The organism is Segnochrobactrum spirostomi, from assembly GCF_009600605.1.
Lineage (GTDB): Bacteria > Pseudomonadota > Alphaproteobacteria > Rhizobiales > Segnochrobactraceae > Segnochrobactrum > Segnochrobactrum spirostomi.
The window spans coordinates 2,847,673-2,865,835 of record NZ_VWNA01000001.1 but is presented as its reverse complement, the minus strand read 5'-3'; the positions used below and the strand labels follow the sequence as shown (position 1 = coordinate 2,865,835).

At 72.1% G+C, this 18,163-nt stretch carries 14 protein-coding genes; 10 read left to right on the top strand and 4 right to left on the bottom strand.

The window, feature by feature from the left end; genetic code table 11:
• The first annotated feature begins 164 nt into the window (after positions 1-164).
• From F0357_RS12840 to F0357_RS12810, 7 genes are all read left to right on the top strand, one after another.
• Positions 165-1,172: an HlyD family secretion protein gene (locus tag F0357_RS12840; RefSeq protein ID WP_208948322.1), complete on the top strand. Its 1,008-nt coding sequence runs from the start codon at positions 165-167 to the stop codon at positions 1,170-1,172.
• The gene (locus tag F0357_RS12835; RefSeq protein ID WP_153482241.1) at positions 1,172-2,995 is read left to right on the top strand and encodes an ATP-binding cassette domain-containing protein; all 1,824 of its coding nucleotides are present in this window, start codon (positions 1,172-1,174) and stop codon (positions 2,993-2,995) included. Before F0357_RS12840 ends, F0357_RS12835 begins: the two co-directional genes overlap by 1 nt.
• Complete coding sequence (locus F0357_RS12830; RefSeq protein WP_153482233.1) at positions 2,992-4,197, top strand: ABC transporter permease; 1,206 nt, start codon at positions 2,992-2,994, stop codon at positions 4,195-4,197. Before F0357_RS12835 ends, F0357_RS12830 begins: the two co-directional genes overlap by 4 nt.
• A 5-nt stretch (positions 4,198-4,202) precedes the next feature.
• Positions 4,203-5,306: an ABC transporter permease gene (locus tag F0357_RS12825; RefSeq protein WP_153482231.1), complete on the top strand. Its 1,104-nt coding sequence runs from the start codon at positions 4,203-4,205 to the stop codon at positions 5,304-5,306.
• A 249-nt stretch (positions 5,307-5,555) separates the two neighbouring features.
• Positions 5,556-5,948 (top strand): hypothetical protein, encoded by a 393-nt coding sequence (locus F0357_RS12820; protein ID WP_153482228.1) that lies wholly within the window; start codon positions 5,556-5,558, stop codon positions 5,946-5,948.
• 752 nt (positions 5,949-6,700) lie between these two features.
• A complete protein-coding gene (locus F0357_RS12815; RefSeq protein WP_246161459.1) occupies positions 6,701-8,110 on the top strand; it encodes a methyl-accepting chemotaxis protein in 1,410 nt (469 codons plus the stop codon).
• Positions 8,111-8,316: 206 nt separating this feature from the next.
• Positions 8,317-9,897 (top strand): bifunctional aminoglycoside phosphotransferase/ATP-binding protein, encoded by a 1,581-nt coding sequence (locus F0357_RS12810; protein WP_312861574.1) that lies wholly within the window; start codon positions 8,317-8,319, stop codon positions 9,895-9,897.
• Between the two features lie 712 nt (positions 9,898-10,609).
• Here the strand turns inward: F0357_RS12810 and F0357_RS12805 are convergent.
• From F0357_RS12805 to hemC, 4 genes are all read right to left on the bottom strand, one after another.
• Complete coding sequence (locus tag F0357_RS12805) at positions 10,610-12,109, bottom strand: heme biosynthesis protein HemY (protein WP_153482224.1); 1,500 nt, start codon at positions 12,107-12,109, stop codon at positions 10,610-10,612.
• Between the two features lie 11 nt (positions 12,110-12,120).
• On the bottom strand, positions 12,121-13,518 hold the full coding sequence (locus F0357_RS12800) for a COG4223 family protein (RefSeq protein ID WP_153482221.1): 1,398 nt from the start codon (positions 13,516-13,518) through the stop codon (positions 12,121-12,123).
• Positions 13,519-13,713: 195 nt separating this feature from the next.
• A complete protein-coding gene (locus F0357_RS12795; RefSeq protein ID WP_153482218.1) occupies positions 13,714-14,436 on the bottom strand; it encodes a uroporphyrinogen-III synthase in 723 nt (240 codons plus the stop codon).
• A 281-nt stretch (positions 14,437-14,717) separates the two neighbouring features.
• A complete protein-coding gene (hemC, locus tag F0357_RS12790) occupies positions 14,718-15,662 on the bottom strand; it encodes a hydroxymethylbilane synthase (protein ID WP_312861573.1) in 945 nt (314 codons plus the stop codon).
• A 152-nt stretch (positions 15,663-15,814) separates the two neighbouring features.
• Between hemC and tsaD the strand changes: the two genes are divergently transcribed.
• The 3 genes from tsaD to F0357_RS12775 are packed head-to-tail and all read left to right on the top strand — an operon-like array spanning position 15,815 to position 18,159.
• The gene (gene tsaD / locus F0357_RS12785) at positions 15,815-16,891 is read left to right on the top strand and encodes a tRNA (adenosine(37)-N6)-threonylcarbamoyltransferase complex transferase subunit TsaD (RefSeq protein ID WP_153482211.1); all 1,077 of its coding nucleotides are present in this window, start codon (positions 15,815-15,817) and stop codon (positions 16,889-16,891) included.
• A gap of 8 nt (positions 16,892-16,899) precedes the next feature.
• On the top strand, positions 16,900-17,913 hold the full coding sequence (locus tag F0357_RS12780) for an NAD(P)H-dependent glycerol-3-phosphate dehydrogenase (protein ID WP_153482209.1): 1,014 nt from the start codon (positions 16,900-16,902) through the stop codon (positions 17,911-17,913).
• 57 nt (positions 17,914-17,970) lie between these two features.
• Entirely contained in the window at positions 17,971-18,159 is a 189-nt protein-coding gene (locus tag F0357_RS12775) for a type II toxin-antitoxin system HicA family toxin (protein WP_153486865.1), read from the top strand.
• Positions 18,160-18,163: the final 4 nt, after the last annotated feature.

Here is an 18,163-nt window from a genome sequence, read left to right as displayed (position 1 = left end):
GGTTGGTTTCCGAGGCTTCGCGCAAATGCGCGGGGCCGGGAGAGCGCGCGCACGGACGATTGATCGATCGCAACGCGCCGCAGGCGTATCGATCCTAGACAGGAACAATCGGGCGTCTCCCAGACGGGGAGGCTCCGTCGAGCCCTCGCACCGGCGTGGAGATGATGAAGAAGAGCGTCGTCAGAGCGTTGATCGCAATCGTCGTCCTCGCCGTGGCGGGCTGGGCCGGCTGGGCGAGCTATCGCCAGATCGGCGGTGCGCGTACCGACACCGCGCTCTATGGCAACGTGGACATCCGGGAGGTGGATCTCGCCTTCAACGCGGAGGGCGTCGTCGAGACCATGGTGAAGCACGAGGGCGACCCGGTGAAGGCCGGCGAGCTCATCGCCACCCTGGAAGACGCCCGCTATGTGAGCGCCGTCGCCCTCGCCACGGCGAAGCGCGACGAGGCCAAGGCGCGGCTCGATCTTCTGCTCGCCGGCACGCGGCAGGAGGAGATCGATCAGGCCCGGGCGAGCCTCGACGCCGCGCAGACCAACCTGACCCACGCCGACGCCGTGTTCAAACGGCAGGAATCCCTGCTCAAGACCGCGACGGCCTCGATCCAGACCTACGAGGACGCCCAGGCCGCGCTCGCCTCCGCCCACGCCCGGGTGCGCCAGACGAGCGCCGCCCTCGCCGAGGCGATCGCCGGGCCGCGGCCCCAGGAGATCGAGGCGGCCCGCGCCGCCCTCGCCTCCGCCGAGGCGACCCTCGCCCTCGCCCAGACCGAGCTTTCCCACACCAAGCTCGTCTCCCCCGCGACCGGCATCGTGATGACCCGCGTCATCGAGCCGGGCACGGTCGTGCTGCCCTCCGCCTCGATCTACGCGGTGGCGATCACCGACGAGGTCTGGGTGCGCACCTTCGCCCCCGAGCCGATGCTGGCGCGCATCGCACCGGGCACCCAGGTGACCGTCACCACCGACGCCCCCGGCGGCAAGACCTATCGCGGCCAGATCGGCTACGTGTCGCCGGCGGCCGAGTTCACGCCGAAGACGGTCGAGACGCCGGAACTGCGTACCCAGCTCGTCTATCGCCTCCGCATCCGCATCGAGGACCCCGATTCCGGACTGCGCCAGGGCATGCCGGTCACGATCCATCTGCCGCCGGCCGCCGGGACGAACGGCTGATGTCCGCGCCCGCGGCGGAAGCGCCCGTCGCCGTCATCGACGGGCTGCGCCACGTCTTTCCGGGCACCCGCGGCGCGCCCCCGACGATCGCGCTCGACGGGCTCTCGGCGACCATCGCGGCCGGCACCACCACCGGCCTCGTCGGGCCCGACGGCGCCGGCAAAACCACCCTGATGCGCCTGCTCGCCGGCCTGCTCGCGCCGAGCGCGGGAGCGATCACGGTGCTCGGCCACGACATGGGCCGCGACGCCCGCGCCGTCCACCCGATGATCGGCTACATGCCGCAGCGCTTCGGTCTCTACGAAGACCTGACCGTCGCCGAGAACCTCTCCTTGTTTTCCGATCTCCACGGGATCCCCCGCGACGAGCGGACCCGGCGCGCCGCGCGCCTGCTCGCCTTCACCGGGCTCGCCCCGTTCGAGGCGCGCCTCGCCGGCAAGCTCTCGGGGGGCATGAAGCAGAAGCTCGGACTCGCCTGCGCGCTGCTCGCGCGGCCCCGCGTGCTCCTCCTCGACGAACCCTCGGTCGGCGTCGATCCGGCCTCGCGGCGCGAGCTCTGGGCGATCGTCGCCGAGATGCGGGAGGAGGCCCGCGCCGAGGGCGGCATGAGCGTCATCTGGGCGACCGCCTATCTCGACGAGGCGGCGCGCTGCGACGACGTCCTCCTGCTCCACGAAGGCAAGCTGATCGCCTCCGGCCCGCCCGCCCCGCTGGTCGCGACCCTCGACGGCCGGGTGTTCCGCGTCGACGTGCCGTCGGATCGCCGCCGCGATGCGCTGCGCCAGGCCGAGGCCGATCCGCGCTTTCTCGATGCGGCGATCGAGGGCGACCGCCTGCGCCTCGTGCTGCGCGACGGGATCGCCCCGCCGGCGCCGGATGATTTCGGCGGCACGATTGCGACGCCGGTCGCCCCGCGTTTCGAGGACGCCTTCGTCGCCCTGCTGCGCCGGGCCGATGCCGCGAACGCGCCCACGGCCCTGCCGCCGCCGACCGCGTCGCCCGCCACGGCGCGCCCCGCCGCGCGCGGCGGTGACGACGGTCCGGCGATCGAGGTCGACGATCTCGTCCGCACCTTCGGCGATTTCGTCGCCGTCGATCACGTCAGCTTCCGGGTCGAACGCGGCGAGATCTTCGGCCTGCTCGGACCGAACGGGGCCGGCAAGTCGACCGCCTTCCGCATGCTCTGCGGACTCCTCAAGCCGACCGGCGGCCGCGCCCGGGTCGCCGGGCTCGATCTCCTCGTGGCGCCCGCCAAGGCCCGCGCCCGCATCGGCTACATGGCGCAGCGCTTCTCGCTCTATGCCGAGCTCACCGTGCGGGAGAACCTCGCCTTCTTCGCCCGCGTCTACGGGCTCGGGCGGACGGCGCAAGCCGCGACCGTCGCCACCGCGCTGCGGGACTTCGAACTCGCGGAGGCGGCGGACGAGCCGGCGGCGAGCCTGCCCCTCGGCCTGCGCCAGCGCCTCGCACTCGCCGCCGCCCTGATCCACGGCCCCGAAATCCTGTTCCTCGACGAGCCGACCTCGGGCGTCGATCCGCTGACCCGGCGCGCCTTCTGGGCCCGCATCGGCCGCCTCGCCCAAGGCGGCGTGACGGTGCTGGTGACGAGCCATTTCATGGACGAGGTCGAGTTCTGCGACCGCCTCGCCATCATCAACGAGGGCAAGGTGATCGCGACCGGCACGCCGGCGACCCTGCGCGCCGCGGTGAGGACCGCCGAACGTCCCGACCCGACGCTGGAGGACGCCTTCATCACCCTCGTCGCCCGCGCCGGCGGGGTGCCCGGCGACGGCAACGCCGCGATCGTGGAGGCCCCGCGATGACCGACCTCCGCGAGGCTGCCCCCGCCCCCGTTCCACCGCCTGCGACCACCACGCCGGCCTTCGACCCCGGCACCGCCCGCCACCGGCTGATGCGCCTCAAGGGCCTCGTGGTGAAGGAATTCCTCCAGGTGGTGCGCGACCCGTCGGCGCTGCTGATCGCGTTCCTCCTCCCCGTCGTGCTCCTCATCGTCTGCGGCTTCGGCCTCTCGCTCGACGCCCGCAAGATGCCGCTCGCGGTCGTCGTCGAAGCCGCAACCGAGGACACCCGCACCCTGATCGCGGCGCTCGCCGCCTCGCCCTATCTCGCGGTCCGCCCGGTCGCCACCGTGCGCGACGGGGAGGCCGCGCTCGCCCGCGGCGACGTGCGCGGCATCCTCGTGCTGCGCTCCGATTTCGAAACCCGGCTGGTGCGCCCGGTGCGCTGGCCGGCGACGGCGCAGCTCATCGCCAACGGCACCGATCCGAACACCGCCCGCCTCCTCGCCGGCTATGCGGCAAGCGCGCTTCAGAACTGGCTCTCCAGCCTGTCGCTCGAGCGCCGCAAGGACTTCGGCGGCACCATCAGCCTCGAGCACCGCTATTGGTTCAACCCGGAGCTCCGGTCGGGCGATTCCATCGTGCCCGGCGTCATCGCCCTCGTGATGTCGATGACGGGGACGCTGCTCACCGCCCTCATCGTCTCGCGGGAATGGGAGCGCGGGACGATGGAGAGCATGCTCGCCTCGCCCGCCGCGATGAGCGAGATCATCGCGGCCAAGCTCGGCTCCTATTTCGTGCTCGGCATGGCGAGCATGGCGCTCTCGGTCGTTCTGTCGATCACCCTCTTCGGCGTGCCGTTCCGCGGCGGCATCGGCGCGCTCGCCCTCACCGCCGCCCTGTTCATGACGTTCGCGCTCGCCCTCGGCCTGTTCATCTCGACGCTCGCGCGCAACCAGTTCGTCGCCGCCCAGGTCTCGTTCATCGCCACCATGATGCCGGCGATGATGCTGTCGGGCATGCTGTTCGACATCGCCTCGATGCCGGGCTGGCTCCAGGTCGTGACCTATTTCATCCCGGCCCGCTATCTGGTGGCGATCCTCCAGACCCTCTTTCTCTCCGGCACCATCTGGCCGGTGCTGTGGCCGAACCTCGCCGGGCTCGCCCTGTCGGCAGCGGTCGCGATCGGCGCCACCATCGCCGTCACCCGCCGGCGGCTGGATTGAACGCCATGCTCCAGCGCATCCTCGCCCTCATCGTCAAGGAACTGACCTCGCTCTGGAAGGACCCGAAGACGCGGTATGTCCTCATCATCCCGCCGCTGATCCAGGTTCTCCTGTTCGCCAATGCGGCGAACTACGACGTCACCCACGCCCGCCTCGCGATCTGGAACGACGACCAGGGCCGGCATTCGACCGAGATCATCCGCCGCTTCGCGGATTCGAACGCCTTCCGCCCCGTCGCCGTCGTCGCCTCGCCCGCCGCGGCCCAGCGCGAGATCGACACCAAGGACGCCGCCGCCGTGCTGCGCTTCGGGCAGACCTTCTCCGCCGACGTCGAGGCCGGCCGGCCCGCCGCGGTGCAGCTCCTGCTCGACACCCGCCGCTCCAACACCGCCCTGATGATCGACGGCTATGCGAGCGACATCGTCGCGACCTATGCCGCATCGCTCCGGCCCGGAGGGTCGGTGCCGCTCGTCGTCGAGACGCGCAACTGGTTCAACCCGACGCTCGACAGCCGCTGGTTCGTGCTGCCGGGGCTCGTCGCGGTGCTGCCGTTCCTGATGGCGATGCTGGTCTCCGCGCTCTCCCTCGCCCGCGAGCGCGAGTTCGGCACCTTCGAGCAGATGCTGGTGACGCCGCTCGGCCCCCTCGAGATCATGATCGGCAAGGCGGTGCCGGCGATCATCGTCGGCTGGATCGAAGCCAACATGGTGCTCGCCGCCGCGATCCTGTGGTTCGGCGTGCCGTTCCAGGGCAGCCTCCTCCTCCTCGAGGGGGCCCTCGTCGTCTACATGCTCGCCGGCGTCTCGATCGGCCTTGCGATCTCCGCCTTCGCCCGCACCCAGCAGCAGGGCATTCTCGGCGTCTTCGTCTATGCGGCGCCGGCGACCGTGCTGTCGGGCTTCGCCTCGCCGATCGAAAACATGCCGCCGGCCTTCGAATGGCTGAGCCGGCTCGATCCGATCCGCTACATGATCGTGCTGTCCCGCGGCGTCTTCCTCCAGGACATGCGCTTCGACATCGCGCTCCTCCAGATCTGGCCGATGGCCCTGATCGGCCTCGTCCTCCTCACCATCGCGACCGTCGCGGTGCGCCGCGCGCTGGTGCAATGATGGTGGGCGCGTCCCAATGTCCCCTCCCCCTCCGTCGTCATGACCGGCCTTGTGCCGGCAACCCAGGAGCCGAGAGCACGTCGCCCGCCGCCCCTGGGTCCACGGGACGCGCCCGCGGATGACGTGGAGAGGGTGTGTGTGCTCGCAAACCGGGAGAGGATGTGAGCCTCCCCCGCATTGCCCCCGCGTGAACCGAACGCCAGGATGCGACTTCACAACGACGGCCCTAGCAAAGAAGGAAAGAGAGACATGCCCGACACCGCCTCCGCGCTCTATTCGGTCACCCTGCACCTCGCCCGCGGCCCGGAGTTCCCGAACGGCAGCGCCCGCCACGGCTACACCATCGTCATGCCGCTCGACGCCGACGGCCATCTCGACGCGAAGCTGTGGGAGCGGCGTCGCGCCGACTGCACCGCCCAGCGCTTCTGGGGCGACGACGACGATGCCGGCATGCTGGTCCACCGCTCCGGCGGGCAGGGCGGCGCCACCTGGCTGATCGATTACGAGGCCGGCGAGACTGAGGACGACGAACCCGCCTTCCGCCTCGACGGCCACCGCATCGCAATCGGCGAATATGTGTCGATCCGCGACGAGGCCGGCGCCCTCCACACCTTCAAGGTCGTCGATCTCGGCCCGCTCTGAGGGCGCGCCGGACGACCGCCGCCTCAATCGGCCTAGGCCGTCGCCATCAATCCTGCTCCTCGCGTCGGGGAGCAGGATTGCCTCTGACCGCCGCTCCTCTCATTGCGCCGCACGGGCGGGAGGGAGCGCGGCGCCGGCGCGGCCGGATGTCGCCCGCCGCTGTCGTTCACCGGCGCGCTTGCGAGGCATATCACCGCCCATCACGGATCCGTTGAAGGGAGGTGCGCGACAGCTTCGCACAAGCCTCGCCATACAGAGCCGCTTCGGAAGCGGCCTATGCCCGTTCAGATAAACTATTTTATTACAATACTTTAATCCAAATCTGACGCCTCGAGACGCCAAATCCCCGGGCAAGCTTGGTTTGCCATATTTCGGCCAACGCCGAGAGAAGGGCTGCGTTTCATCGTCCCGCAAGCTCCTCTCGGATGGATCCAATGAGGTCTTCCAAGGGAGCTTTTCATGGCCTTTAAGAACCTACCCCTCATCGCAAAGATCGTTTCGCTGCTGTTGCTGCTCGCCGTCTTCTCCGTCGCCGGCACCGTCCTGAGCGCGAACAAGATGGACTCGATCGACGGCACCTACAGCGACGCCCTCGCCGGGCCGGTGCGGGGGCGATCTCTTTCGCCCGGGCCAACCGCTCGGTCGTTCAGTTCAACCAGGGCGTCTTCCAGTCCCTGTCGGCGACCACTGACGCGGCCAACGACGCCGCGATCCAGACCCAGAAGAGCGCAATCGAGACCTTCCGCAAGCGCATGGCGGAATCGGCGAAGCTCGATCCGGCCCACGCCGACGAAGCGCAGGCGCTGACCAAGCGCTTCGACGAATTCGTTGGGGGCGCCACCTGCAAGCCGATCATCGACGCGGCCAACACGTCGTCCGATGCGCAGCAGAATCTCAAGATTGCGGAAGCCTGGAACGCCAAGTGCATGCCGGAGTCGGCGGCGCTCACCGCGGATATCGGCAAGGCGGTCGACGGCCGCATGAAGGAACTGGACGGCCTTCAGGCTCGTCTCAATGACGACGCCACGAACGCCGTCGAGCTCGTCTACGCCATCGTGATCGGCGGGCTCGTCGTCGTGCTCGGCCTTGCCGTCGTCGTCACCCGGTTCGGCGTGGTGAAGCCGGTGACCCGGATCCGCGAGACCCTCGGCACCCTCGCCGACGGCAACTTCCACATCACCGTCGCCGACACCGACCGCAAGGACGAAATCGGCGCCATGGCGAAGGCCGCGGAGCGCCTGCGTCAGGGCCTCGAGGAGGCCGAGCGCGTGCGCGAAGAGGCTCGCCTCGCGGAGATCCGCGCCGCCGAGCGCGTGATCGCCGAGCGCAACGCCATCGCCGACGATTTCGAGATCAAGATGGGGGCGCTCGCCCGCGCCTTCGCCAATTCCTCGGGCGAAGTGTCGTCGGCCGCCCGCGGCCTCTCGGCGAGCGCCGAGGAGACCTCCCGCCAGGCGATCGCCGTCTCCGGCGCCGCCGAGGAAGCCTCGTCGAACGTCCAGACCGTCGCCGCCTCGACCGAGGAGATGACCTCCTCGATCCGCGAGATCGGCGTCCAGGTCACCCATGCCGCCAACATCGCCGTCGGCGCCACGGAAGAGGTCAACCGCACCTCGGGTGAAATCCGGGATCTGTCGGACGCCGCCTCCAAGATCGGCGAGGTGGTCAACCTCATCACCGACATCGCCTCGCAGACCAACCTGCTTGCCCTCAACGCCACCATCGAGGCGGCGCGCGCCGGTGAGGCCGGCAAGGGCTTCGCGGTCGTCGCCCAGGAGGTCAAGCAGCTCGCCGAGCAGACCGCGCGGGCGACGCAGGAAATCGCCCGCAAGGTGGAAGACATCCAGCAGGCGACCGGCCGCACCGTGGGCTCGATCGAGAAGATCGTCGGCACGATCAACCAGATCCGCACGGCAACGGCGACCATCGCCTCGGCGGTCGAGGAGCAGGGCGCCGCGACCCAGGAGATCGCGACCAACACCCAGCTCGCCGCGAACGGCACCGGCGCGGTGAACGACAACATCGCCGGCGTCGGCCGCGCCGCCGAGATGACCGGCTCCGCCTCGACCCAGCTCATGACGCTCTCCGGCTCGCTCGCCGAGCAGGCGGACGATCTCCAGCGCGAGGTGAACGAGTTCGTCCGCAATCTGCGCGCCGGCTGATCGCCGAACGCTTCCGCTCGCCGGCGGGCGGCCCCCCACCCCCACCCGCTCGGCAAGGGCCGCCCCGGACCGCAAGGACCGGGGCGGTTTCATTATGGAGCCTGCGCTCCGGCGCCCCCCTTGTTGCGCCGCCAGGCCGCAGCTCCGAGGCTGGCGGCGGGCGGCGCCGCGGTCCATTCTGACCGGGATCGAGCCGGGAGGGAGCCGTGAGCGGAGCCGACGAGCCGGGCGGACACGCCGCCGACCAGAGCGCCGCCGACCAGAGCGCGGCGTTCGCCGTGCTCGCCGATCCCTCGATCCATGGCGGCGGCGCGGTCGTGCGCTTCGACACCCACGGCGCCGTCGTCTTCGCCGGGCCGACCGACGTCTACAAGATCAAGCGGGCGGTGCGGCTGCCCTACATGGACCTCTCGACGGTGGGTTTGCGGCATGCCGCCTGCGCCGCCGAGGTCGCGATCAACCGCGCCTACGCGCCCGATCTCTATCTCGGCGTCGTCGCGATCGTCCGCCGCGGCGGCGGGCTCGCCTTGGCGCCGGCGGAGGCCGAGACGGACGGCGCGGTCGATTATGCCGTCCACATGCGCCGCTTCGACGAGACCCAGACGCTGGATCATGTGGCGGAGCGGGGCGCGCTCGACGGCGCCCTGATCGACGCCCTCGCCGCGGCGATCGCCCGCGCACACCGCGCCGCGCCGCGCAAGGCGGGCTTCCCGGCGCTCCGGCACCTCACCGCTTACGCCGCCGACAACGCCCGTGCCTTCGCCGCCGCCGATTGGCTGGACGCCGGCCTCGTCGCCCGGATCGCCTCGCGCACGGACGCCGCCTTCGCCGCCGCCGGGCCGCTGATGGCGGCGCGCAGCGCGGCGGGCGCGGTGCGCCGCTGCCACGGCGACCTGCATTTGCGCAACATCGTGCTGATCGACGGCGCACCGACTTTGTTCGACGCCATCGAGTTCGACGAGGCGATCGCGACGACCGACGTGCTCTACGACCTCGCCTTCACGCTGATGGATCTCGCCGACCGCGATCTGGTGCCCGCGGCGAACCGGATGCTCAACCGCTATCTCTGGGAAATGCGGGCCGACGACCAGGAGGGCGGGCTCGGGCTGCTGCCGCTCTTCGTCAGCCTGCGCGCGGCGATCCGCGCCAAGGTGACGATCGACAGCCTGGCCTTCGTGGACGCGGCGACCCAGACCGGCCGCCGTGCCGAGATCGGGCGCTATGCCGCCCTCGCCGACGCGGCGCTCGCCCCCTTCGCGCCGCGCCTCGTCGCCGTCGGCGGCCGCTCCGGCACGGGCAAGTCTTCCCTCGCCGCCCGGCTCGCCCCCCGCCTCGGCGGCCCCTGCGGCGCGCTCCATCTGCGCAGCGACCTCGAGCGCAAGCGCCTGTTCGGCGTCGGCGAGCTCGACCGCCTGCCGGACGCGGCCTACCGACCCGGCGTGTCGGACGAGATCTACGCGATCCTGCGCACCCGGACCGCGGCGGCGCTCGCGGCGGGCGTGTCGGTGATCGTCGACGCCGCGCACCTGACGGCGGCGGAGCGGACGGCGATCGCGGCGGTGGCGGTGGCGGTCGGTGTGCCCTTCACCGGCCTCTGGCTCGAGGCGCCGACGGCGCTGCTCCAGGATCGGGTGCGGCGGCGCACCCACGACGCCTCCGACGCCACCCCCGACATCGTCGCCCGGCAAGCCGAGTGGACGGAACCCGACACGGCCTGGACCCGCCTCGACGCCGGCGAGCCGCTCGAGGCGCTCGCCGCGCGGGCGGCGGAGGCGATCGGGGTGTGAGGGGGGAGTTCGGGTGAGAAGGAGTTGTGAGGTGAGCCGAGCCCCTGGCGAGCCGCTCCCTTCCCTAGCCCACGCACCTCCCTCTCCGTCGTCATCCCCGCCCTTGTGGCGGGGACCGAGCGGCGGCACGCGCCGTGCTCTCGGCCACTGGGTCCGCGGGTCAAGCCCGCGGATGACCGTGGTGAGGTCGTGGCAGTGCCGGCGGAGGAGAGGGCGGGGAAGACACAGACGATGGGGAAGGCGGCCACGGTGACGTGGAGCGGTCGGTGAAAGACTGACGATCGAGAGTCCGGTCCAAAGGACCGCAGCCCAGGCACAGCCGGCAGCGAAAAAGCAGGCCGCCTTACCCCTCCCCTGCCAGGGGGAGGGGTGGCGCGCAGCGCCGGGGTGGGGTCGGGCCGGGCGAGACGTTCGCCCTCTCAAATGCCCGCCGAAGAGCGAAGGGCCCTTAGGATAAGCCTCTGGATTGCTTCACGGAAATCCCCTCATCCGGCCCTGTCGGGCCACCTTCTCCCCGCACGCGGGGAGAAGGTGGCGTGGCACCTCATAGAGCGGTGGGCTGGCCCCTGCCCCGAAGGCTGCCCGCTGCCCCGCCCTCAGCGGCGGGGCGTGCCGGCGGCGGCGACGGCGTCTTCGTCGGACAGGTCCGGGCCCGGATCGTCGGGCTTGTAGCCGGGATCGAGCGGGGCCGGGGTGACACGGGGGGTGGACCTCAAATCCGGCTTGGGCGGCACAGCGGCGGCGGACGGTCCCGAGCCGGGCGCGCCTGCGCCGCCGCCGATCGTCCCGGCCCCGGGGGCGGCGCGGCGGTTCCGACAGTCCCAGTAGGCGCGGACGCCGCAGGCGGCTCGATCATGCCCGGCTTCGGCGGCAGCGGGGGCCGCGCGTCGAACGCGCCGTCCTCGAGGACGAGCGCCGGCGCCTCGCCGAGGGCGGCGATCGGCGCCTTCCACTCGAAGGCGTCGAGCCGGCCGGTGACCGGCGAGACCGGCGCCCAATGGTCCGAGATGACCCCGTCCGCCGTCCACGCCGGATCGGCCGGCGCGCGCACCGCCCGGCCGAGCCATTCCCGCACGCGGCCCATGTCGCCGTTCTCGGCCTCTTCGAGGTCCGCCATCAGCAGGCAGGCGCGGCGGCTCGGCTGGCGTTCGAGGACGCCCTTCAGAAGCGCGCGCGCGTCGCCGAACTCCCGGGCCTCGATGGTGGCGCGGGCGAGGGCGATGTCGCCCTCGATCTCGTGGGGCTGGAGCGCCGCGAGTGCGCGCATGCGCTTCAGGCGGTCGCGGGCGGCATCGCCGGTGCGCACCGCGGCATAGGCCTCCGCGATCTCGGGATGCGGGGCTTTCCGCCAGGTCGTCTCCAGCACCTTGGTCGCGCGGCGCATGTCGCCGAGGCGGGAGAGCAGCCGGCCGGCGACCGCACCGGCGGGAACGAGATCCGGCGCGAGGCCATGGGCCTCCAAGGCGAGGGTGCGGGCCTTCTCGGGCTCGCCGCTTTCGAGTTCGAGCGCCCGCGCGGTGAGGAGCACCGCGCGCAGGCGCCGGGCCTCCGGCTTGTCGACGAGCCCGTTGTGGCCGTTGCGGGTGAGAAGCTGCGCGGCGCGCTCCCAATCCCCGGTCGCGGCGGCGTGGGCGAACACGGCGCGCGCCGCCCACGGCAGGTTCGCCGCCTCCCGCGACGCCTCCTCGGCATAATGGTGGGCCGCCGCCGTCTCGCCCTCGCGCAGGGCCTCGACGTGGAGACCGTGCAGGCCGAGCAGGCGGGTTTCGGAATTCTTGAGCATGCCTTCGAAGGCGAGGCGCGCCGCCGCGCGGTCGCCACCGAGCTGGGCGGTCTGGGCAGCGAGGAGGTGCGTCGCCGGATCGTGGGGCAGGTAGCGCCGCGCCTCGGTCATGTAACGCCGGGCGAGTTTGACGTCGCCCGCTCCGACGGCGACGAGGCCGCGGGAGAGCGCGTTGCGGCCGCGTTCGCGGCGGCGGCGCACCAGCACGCGGCGGAAGCCGGTCGGACCGCGAAACAGAAGCCCGACGAGCCACCACAGCAGCATGACGAGGACGACGAGAACGATCACCGCGACGAGCGCGACGGTCACGTTCGTCTCGATCGTGTAGCCGAGCCAATCGAGGCTGACGGTGCCCGGCCGGTCGGCGATCCACGAGGCGCCCGCGGCAAGCGCGAACACCGCGATGAGATAGAAGAGGATGCGGATCATGCGCCCCGTCCTCAGTTCGCGGCCGGTTGCGGCGCGCTCGCCCGCGCCGCGGCGGCCCCGGTGCGCTCGGCGAGGACGCCGAGCACGGCCTGCTTCAGCGCGGCGACGCCGTCGTCCAGAGCGACCCGGCGGGCGAGATCGTCACCCCACGCCTGCGACGCCTTCTGCGACGCCTCCGGCAGGCTCCGCCATTCCTTCAGCGCCGCGGCGAGCGCGCCGTTCTTCATGTCGGCGTTGATGCGGCTCGCGACCGCTTCCGCGTCCGAGCCGTCGACCGGCCCGCTCGGCCGCACCACGATCAAGGATTTCGCGCTCGCCTCGAGCTTGTCGAGGAGACCGTCGCCGACCGGTGGCGCCGCAGCGGCGAGGATCGCCTTCTCCGTGTCCGGCCATTGGGCGGCGATCGCCTCGGCGCTCTGCGGCGGATCGGTCGCCACGGCCTTGAGCGGATCGATCAACGCCGGATTGGCGACGGTCGCCGCGATCAGGGAGAGTTCGGCGGCGAAGCCACGCCCTTCGGCCGCGGCCCGCTCCAGGCTCGACAGGGCGAACGAGGTCGCCGCGCTGCTTTCCGAGCCGACGGTGCGCTCGACCGATTGGGCGACCCCGTCGATTTCGGTCTGGAGCTTGGCGAGCGCCGCCGCCTTGGCGTCGGCGTCCGCATTGAGCCGGCCGACCGCGTCGCGCACGCCGGATAGGTCGTTCGCCGCGATCTTCTTGTCGATCTCGTCCACCCGGGCACCGAGCTGGGAGAGGCCCGTCTGCGCGGCCTCTGCGGCCTTCGCCGCCGCCTCGACTTGCTTGCCGAGATCGGCGATGTCGGTCTTGAGCTCGCTCTGGAGGGCGCCGAGATCGGCGCCGGGGGTGCCGCTCGACACCGCAGATTCGAGCTTCGCGAGCCGCGCCTCGACGTCCTTCAGGGCGGCGTCGCCCGCGGCCGCGGGGTTGGAGGCGGCCTGGTTTTCGAGCGTCGCGACGCGCTGCCCGAGGGTTTGCAGTGCTTCGGACGTCGCCGTCACCTCGGGGCTCTTGATGACCCCGCGCGTGACCAGCGCCGAGGCGCCGCCGATCGCCACCGCACCGCCGATGACGGCCGCGGCGATGAGCTTGATCGCACCCGAGCCGCCGCTCGTCTCGCGGGCGCAGCCGACTGGGGCAGCGGGGCCGGCCGGCGCATCGGTCGTGCCGCCCTTGGGGCTGCTCGAAGCGGCCGCCTCATCGCGCGCGGTCTCTGCGGCGGGAGCGGGATCGGCAGCGGCCGGCGTCGTGTCTTCGGGCGTCGGGACCGCATCGCCAGCCGCGGTCGTCTCGCCGGCCGCCAGATCGATGGTCGGCGGGCGCCGACCGGACTTGGCGCGCGGCGGGAGACCTTGCTCGGGGCGCTCGGGGGTGTCGCTCGTCGAACTCATCCGATCCCTTTCGATCCTTCTGCGCGCTTGGAACCGAAGGGTTCCGGGCCCGCCTCCGCGGGGGACGCGAAGTCTCCGCCGCCTCTCGCGCGAGCCGCGCGCACGGTTCGATTTATATGCTGCCGCTCCGCTCAAGGCCACCGCGGGGACCAAGCGTGCGACGCGGTGCCCTCCCCGACCTTCGGCAACGCCGCCTTAGACGCGGCGTTCCAAGCTTTCCAAGGCGGCGAGAAGGGCCGCCTCGTCGGGGCTCGCGGCCACGACGAGGCGCGGGTGGAGCGCGAACGGCGCCGCCGCCCGCTCGGAGATGGCCGCGATCGCGACGTCGCGGACCGCGTCCGCGAGGCCGGCGCGCCGGATGGCCCCGGCCAGCGCGGCACCGCTGCGCTCGGAATAGACTAGGATCGCGTCGATCGATCCCGCCCGCAGGGCGTCCGCGACGGGATCGGGCAGCCGCTGCGCCGGCTCGGCACGGTAGAGCACGGCCGTTTCGACAGCGATCCCGTCCGGCGCCAGCAGGCCGGCGAGGTCGCCCGCCCGGTCGCGTCCGGCGAGATGAAGCACCGTGACACCCGCGGCCAGGCCGTCGCGGCGGATGGTTTCGGCCAGTGCGTGGACATCGCCCGCGGCGCTGACGACACGGCCGAACCCGGCCACCCGGGCCGCTGCGGCGGTGGCGTCGCCGACGACATAGAGGGGCAGAGCGCTGAGCGCCGCGCGGTCCCGCCGGCCGGCGACGATCTCGACCGCCGCCTTGCTGGTGACGACGAGCGCCGCGACGGTGTCGAGGGCGAGGACGACCTCCGGCTCCGGCACGATGGCGAGCAGCGGCGCGACGATGGGCTCGTGCCCGCGCGCGACGAGCCGGGAAGCTGTCGTCTCGGCCTGCGGCTCCGGCCGCGTCACCAGCACGCGCATCGACGCTCTCCCGGCGTTCAGAAGGGGAACCGCATCGAGTTCCCCCCGCTGCCCTTCTCCCCGCGGGCGACGAGAAGGTGGCCCGGTAGGGCCGGATGAGGGGCGAAACCAACCCCTCTCATTCCCACAGACGTTGGCACGGTCCGGCGGACTGCCCCCTCATCCGCCCCTTCGGGGCACCTTCTCCCCCGACTGGGGAGAAGGGACGGCGGCACCGGCCCTGGTGTCTCCGTGATCCCCCGCGCAACGATAATAAGCCGGCGAAATAAGATGCCCGGCCCTCAATCGCCGACGAAGAAATCCGGACCGCCGCGTGCGCGCAGAACCCCGCCGGCAGCCCGCCCGATCGCCGCGGCCTCGGCGGCCGCGCCCTCTTCCACGATCTCGTGGCTTTCGGAGCCGTCCGGCTTCAGGATCAGGCCGCGGAAGGTGAGCCGATCGCCCACGACGACGGCGTGGCCGGCGATCGGCGTGCGGCACGAGCCGTCGAGGGTGAGCAGGAAGGCGCGCTCGGCTTCGAGGGCGATCGCCGTCGCCGGATCGAGAATCGGCGCGAGCAGGCGCGCGGTCGCCGCGTCGTCGAGGCGCGTCTCGATGGCGATGGCGCCCTGGCCGACGGCGGGCGGAAACGCCTCCGCATCGAGGATTTCCGTCGCGACCTGGGCCTGGCCGAGCCGCTTCAGGCCGGCCACCGCGAGCAGCGTGGCGTCGACCACCCCGCGCTCCAGTTTGTCCAGCCGGGTCTGGACGTTGCCGCGGAAGACCTCCACCTGAAGGTCGGGCCGGAGCCTGCGCACCAGGGCGCCGCGGCGGAGCGAGGCGGTTCCGACCTTGGCGCCCAGCGGCAGATCGACGAGGCTGCGGATGCCTTCGACGGCGAGCGAGGGGCGCACGACGATCGCGTCCCGCACGTCTTCGCGGGGCAGGTAGCCGGCGAGGCCGAGGCCCGGCGGCAGCAGCGTCGGCATGTCCTTCGCCGAATGCACCGCGAGATCGATGCGGCGGTCGCTCAGCGCCTCCTCGATCTCCTTGGTGAAGAGGCCCTTGCCGCCGATCTCGCCGAGCGGGCGGTCGGTCACGCGGTCGCCGGTCGTCGTGATGACCACGATCTCGACGTCGGCGGCGGTGAAGCCGTGCGAATCGACGAGGGCAGTGCGGACGATCTCGGCCTGGGTGAGGGCTAATCGGCTACCACGGGTGCCGATGCGGAGCGGTTTCGATTGCACGGGTCGGGATCGGTTTGCTACGGCCGGAGGCGAAGGTGAACGGGGCGGCGATCTTGATCGGCGCCGGCCCGGATGTCCACCATGCGGGCTGCGTCCCGTCCGCGCGGCGACGCGCCGGTTCGCGCGCCCTGAAAATCGAGGCAGGCTTTATCATGATCGTGCTCGGCATCGAGACGAGCTGCGACGAGACCGCGGCGGGAATCGTGCGGCGCGACGCGGACGGCAAGGCCAGCATCCTCGCCAACGTGGTGCGCGCGCAGATCGAGGATCACGCGGCCTATGGCGGCGTGGTGCCGGAAATCGCCGCCCGCGCCCACGTCGCCGTGCTCGACCGCGTCGTCGCCGAGGCGCTGGCGCGCGCCGGTCTCACCGTCCACGACCTCGACGCGGTCGCCGCGACCTCGGGGCCGGGCCTGATCGGCGGCCTCCTCGTCGGGGCGATGACCGGCAAGGCGATCGCCTTCGCGGCCAGCAAGCCGTTCGTCGCCGTCAACCATCTCGAGGGCCACGCGCTCACCGCGCGCCTGACCGACGGCGTCGCTTTCCCCTATCTCCTGCTCCTCGTCTCCGGCGGCCACACCCAGATCCTCCTGGTACGCGGCGTCGGCGATTACGAGCGGTGGGGCACGACCATCGACGACGCGCTGGGCGAAGCCTTCGACAAGACGGCGAAGCTGCTCGGGCTCGGCCACCCCGGCGGCCCGGCTGTGGAAAAGGCGGCGACCGGCGGAAACCCGTCCCGCTTCGCCCTGCCCCGCCCGCTGATGGACCGGCCGGGGCTCGATTTCTCCTTCGCCGGCCTCAAGACGGCCGTGCGGCTCGCGGCCGAGCGCGCAGCGCCGCTGAGCGAGACCGACGTCGCCGATCTCTGCGCTTCGTTCCAGGCGACCGTCGCCACGATCGTCGCGACCCGTGCCCGCGCCGCGCTGGAACGCTTCCGCGCCGAGACGGGGATCGCGGCCCCGACCCTCGTCGTCGCCGGTGGTGTCGCCGCCAACACGGCGATCCGCACCGCCCTCGATGCCGTCGCCGAGAAGATCGGGGGCCGCCTCGTCGCGCCGCCTTTGGCGCTCTGCGGCGACAACGGCGTGATGATCGCCTGGGCGGGCGCCGAACACCGGGCGCTCGGCCATGCCGACGCCCTCGCCGCCCCCGTGCGGGCGCGCTGGCCGCTCGATGCCAACGCCGCCCCGAAGGTCGGCCACGGCCGGCTCGGCACCAAGGTTTGAGGCGGACGATGACGGACGAGACCCTCCCCGCGATCGGCTCCATCGGCGTCGTCGGCGCCGGCGCCTGGGGCACGGCCCTCGCCCTCGCGGCGGCGCGGGCGGGCCGCTCCGTCACGCTCTGGGCGCGCGATCCCGAAACCGTCGCGGCGATCGCGACGCGGTGCGAGAATCCCCGGCACCTCGCCGGCATCCCGCTCGATCCGCCGCTCGCGGCGACGACCGATCTCGCCGCGGCGTGCGCCGCCGACGCGATCATCCTGGCGACGCCGGCGCAGACGACCCGCACCGTCGCGGCCTCCCTCGCCCCGTTCGTCCGCCGCGGGACGCCGGTCGTGCTCGCCGCCAAGGGCTTCGAGGCCGGGACCCGCCTTCTCCTCGCCGACGTGCTGACGGAGGCGCTGCCGGCCGCAGTGCCGGCCGCCCTGTCGGGGCCAAGCTTCGCCGCCGATGTCGCCCGCGGGCTGCCGACGGCCGTCACCATTGCGGCGCGCGACGGCGCGCTTGCCGACCGGCTCGCCGCGGCCCTCGCGAGCCCGTCGTTCCGCCCTTATGCGAGCGACGACCTCGTCGGCGTCGAAATCGGCGGCGCCTTGAAGAACGTGCTCGCCATCGCGAGCGGCGTGGTGGTCGGCCGCGGGCTCGGGGCGAGCGCCCAGGCGGCGCTGACCGCCCGCGCCTTCGCCGAATTGCAGCGCTTCGCCGCCGCGCTCGGCGGCCGGCCGGAGACGCTGACCGGCCTTTCGGGCTTGGGCGACCTCCTGCTCACGGCCTCGAGCCGGCAATCGCGCAATTTCTCGTTCGGCATCGCGCTCGGCGAAGGGCGCCGGCCCCATCTCGACGATCCCGGCGCGCCGCTCGTCGAAGGCGCCGCGACGGCACCAGTCGCCGCGGCGATCGCCGCCGAGCATCATGTCGAAGTGCCGATCGTCGCCGCCGTCGCCGCGTTGATCGCGGGGCGCATCGACGTCGCCGCCGCGATCGAAGGCCTGATGGCGCGGCCGCTGAAGCGGGAGACGGCGTGACACGGCCTCGGGAGACCCCGCGGGCCGGGCTTTCCACACAAGTGTGGAGTCCCTATGATGAACGCCAAGGAACTCCGACGGCTGCTGCAACGGGCGGGCTGCACCTTCGAGACCCATCGTGGCGGTTCCGGCCATGTGACCGTCCGGCTCGGGGACAAGACCTCGCAATTGCCGATGCACGGCGCCGGCAAAGAGCTCGGTACCGGACTGGTCAACAAGATCCTGAAGGATCTCGGTCTCAAGTGAGATG

What these genes read in the sequence shown, in the direction of transcription:
- F0357_RS12795 (WP_153482218.1), bottom strand. Translation starts at nt 14,436, where the DNA reads ATGCGCGTGCTGGTGACGCGGCCGGAGCCGCAGGCCGAGACGACAGCT.
- F0357_RS12840 (WP_208948322.1), top strand. Translation starts at nt 165, where the DNA reads ATGAAGAAGAGCGTCGTCAGAGCGTTGATCGCAATCGTCGTCCTCGCC.
- F0357_RS12820 (WP_153482228.1), top strand. Translation starts at nt 5,556, where the DNA reads ATGCCCGACACCGCCTCCGCGCTCTATTCGGTCACCCTGCACCTCGCC.
- F0357_RS12775 (WP_153486865.1), top strand. Translation starts at nt 17,971, where the DNA reads ATGAACGCCAAGGAACTCCGACGGCTGCTGCAACGGGCGGGCTGCACC.
- F0357_RS12835 (WP_153482241.1), top strand. Translation starts at nt 1,172, where the DNA reads ATGTCCGCGCCCGCGGCGGAAGCGCCCGTCGCCGTCATCGACGGGCTG.
- F0357_RS12805 (WP_153482224.1), bottom strand. Translation starts at nt 12,109, where the DNA reads ATGATCCGCATCCTCTTCTATCTCATCGCGGTGTTCGCGCTTGCCGCG.
- F0357_RS12830 (WP_153482233.1), top strand. Translation starts at nt 2,992, where the DNA reads ATGACCGACCTCCGCGAGGCTGCCCCCGCCCCCGTTCCACCGCCTGCG.
- F0357_RS12815 (WP_246161459.1), top strand. Translation starts at nt 6,701, where the DNA reads ATGGCGGAATCGGCGAAGCTCGATCCGGCCCACGCCGACGAAGCGCAG.
- F0357_RS12780 (WP_153482209.1), top strand. Translation starts at nt 16,900, where the DNA reads ATGACGGACGAGACCCTCCCCGCGATCGGCTCCATCGGCGTCGTCGGC.
- tsaD (WP_153482211.1), top strand. Translation starts at nt 15,815, where the DNA reads ATGATCGTGCTCGGCATCGAGACGAGCTGCGACGAGACCGCGGCGGGA.
- F0357_RS12825 (WP_153482231.1), top strand. Translation starts at nt 4,203, where the DNA reads ATGCTCCAGCGCATCCTCGCCCTCATCGTCAAGGAACTGACCTCGCTC.
- F0357_RS12800 (WP_153482221.1), bottom strand. Translation starts at nt 13,518, where the DNA reads ATGAGTTCGACGAGCGACACCCCCGAGCGCCCCGAGCAAGGTCTCCCG.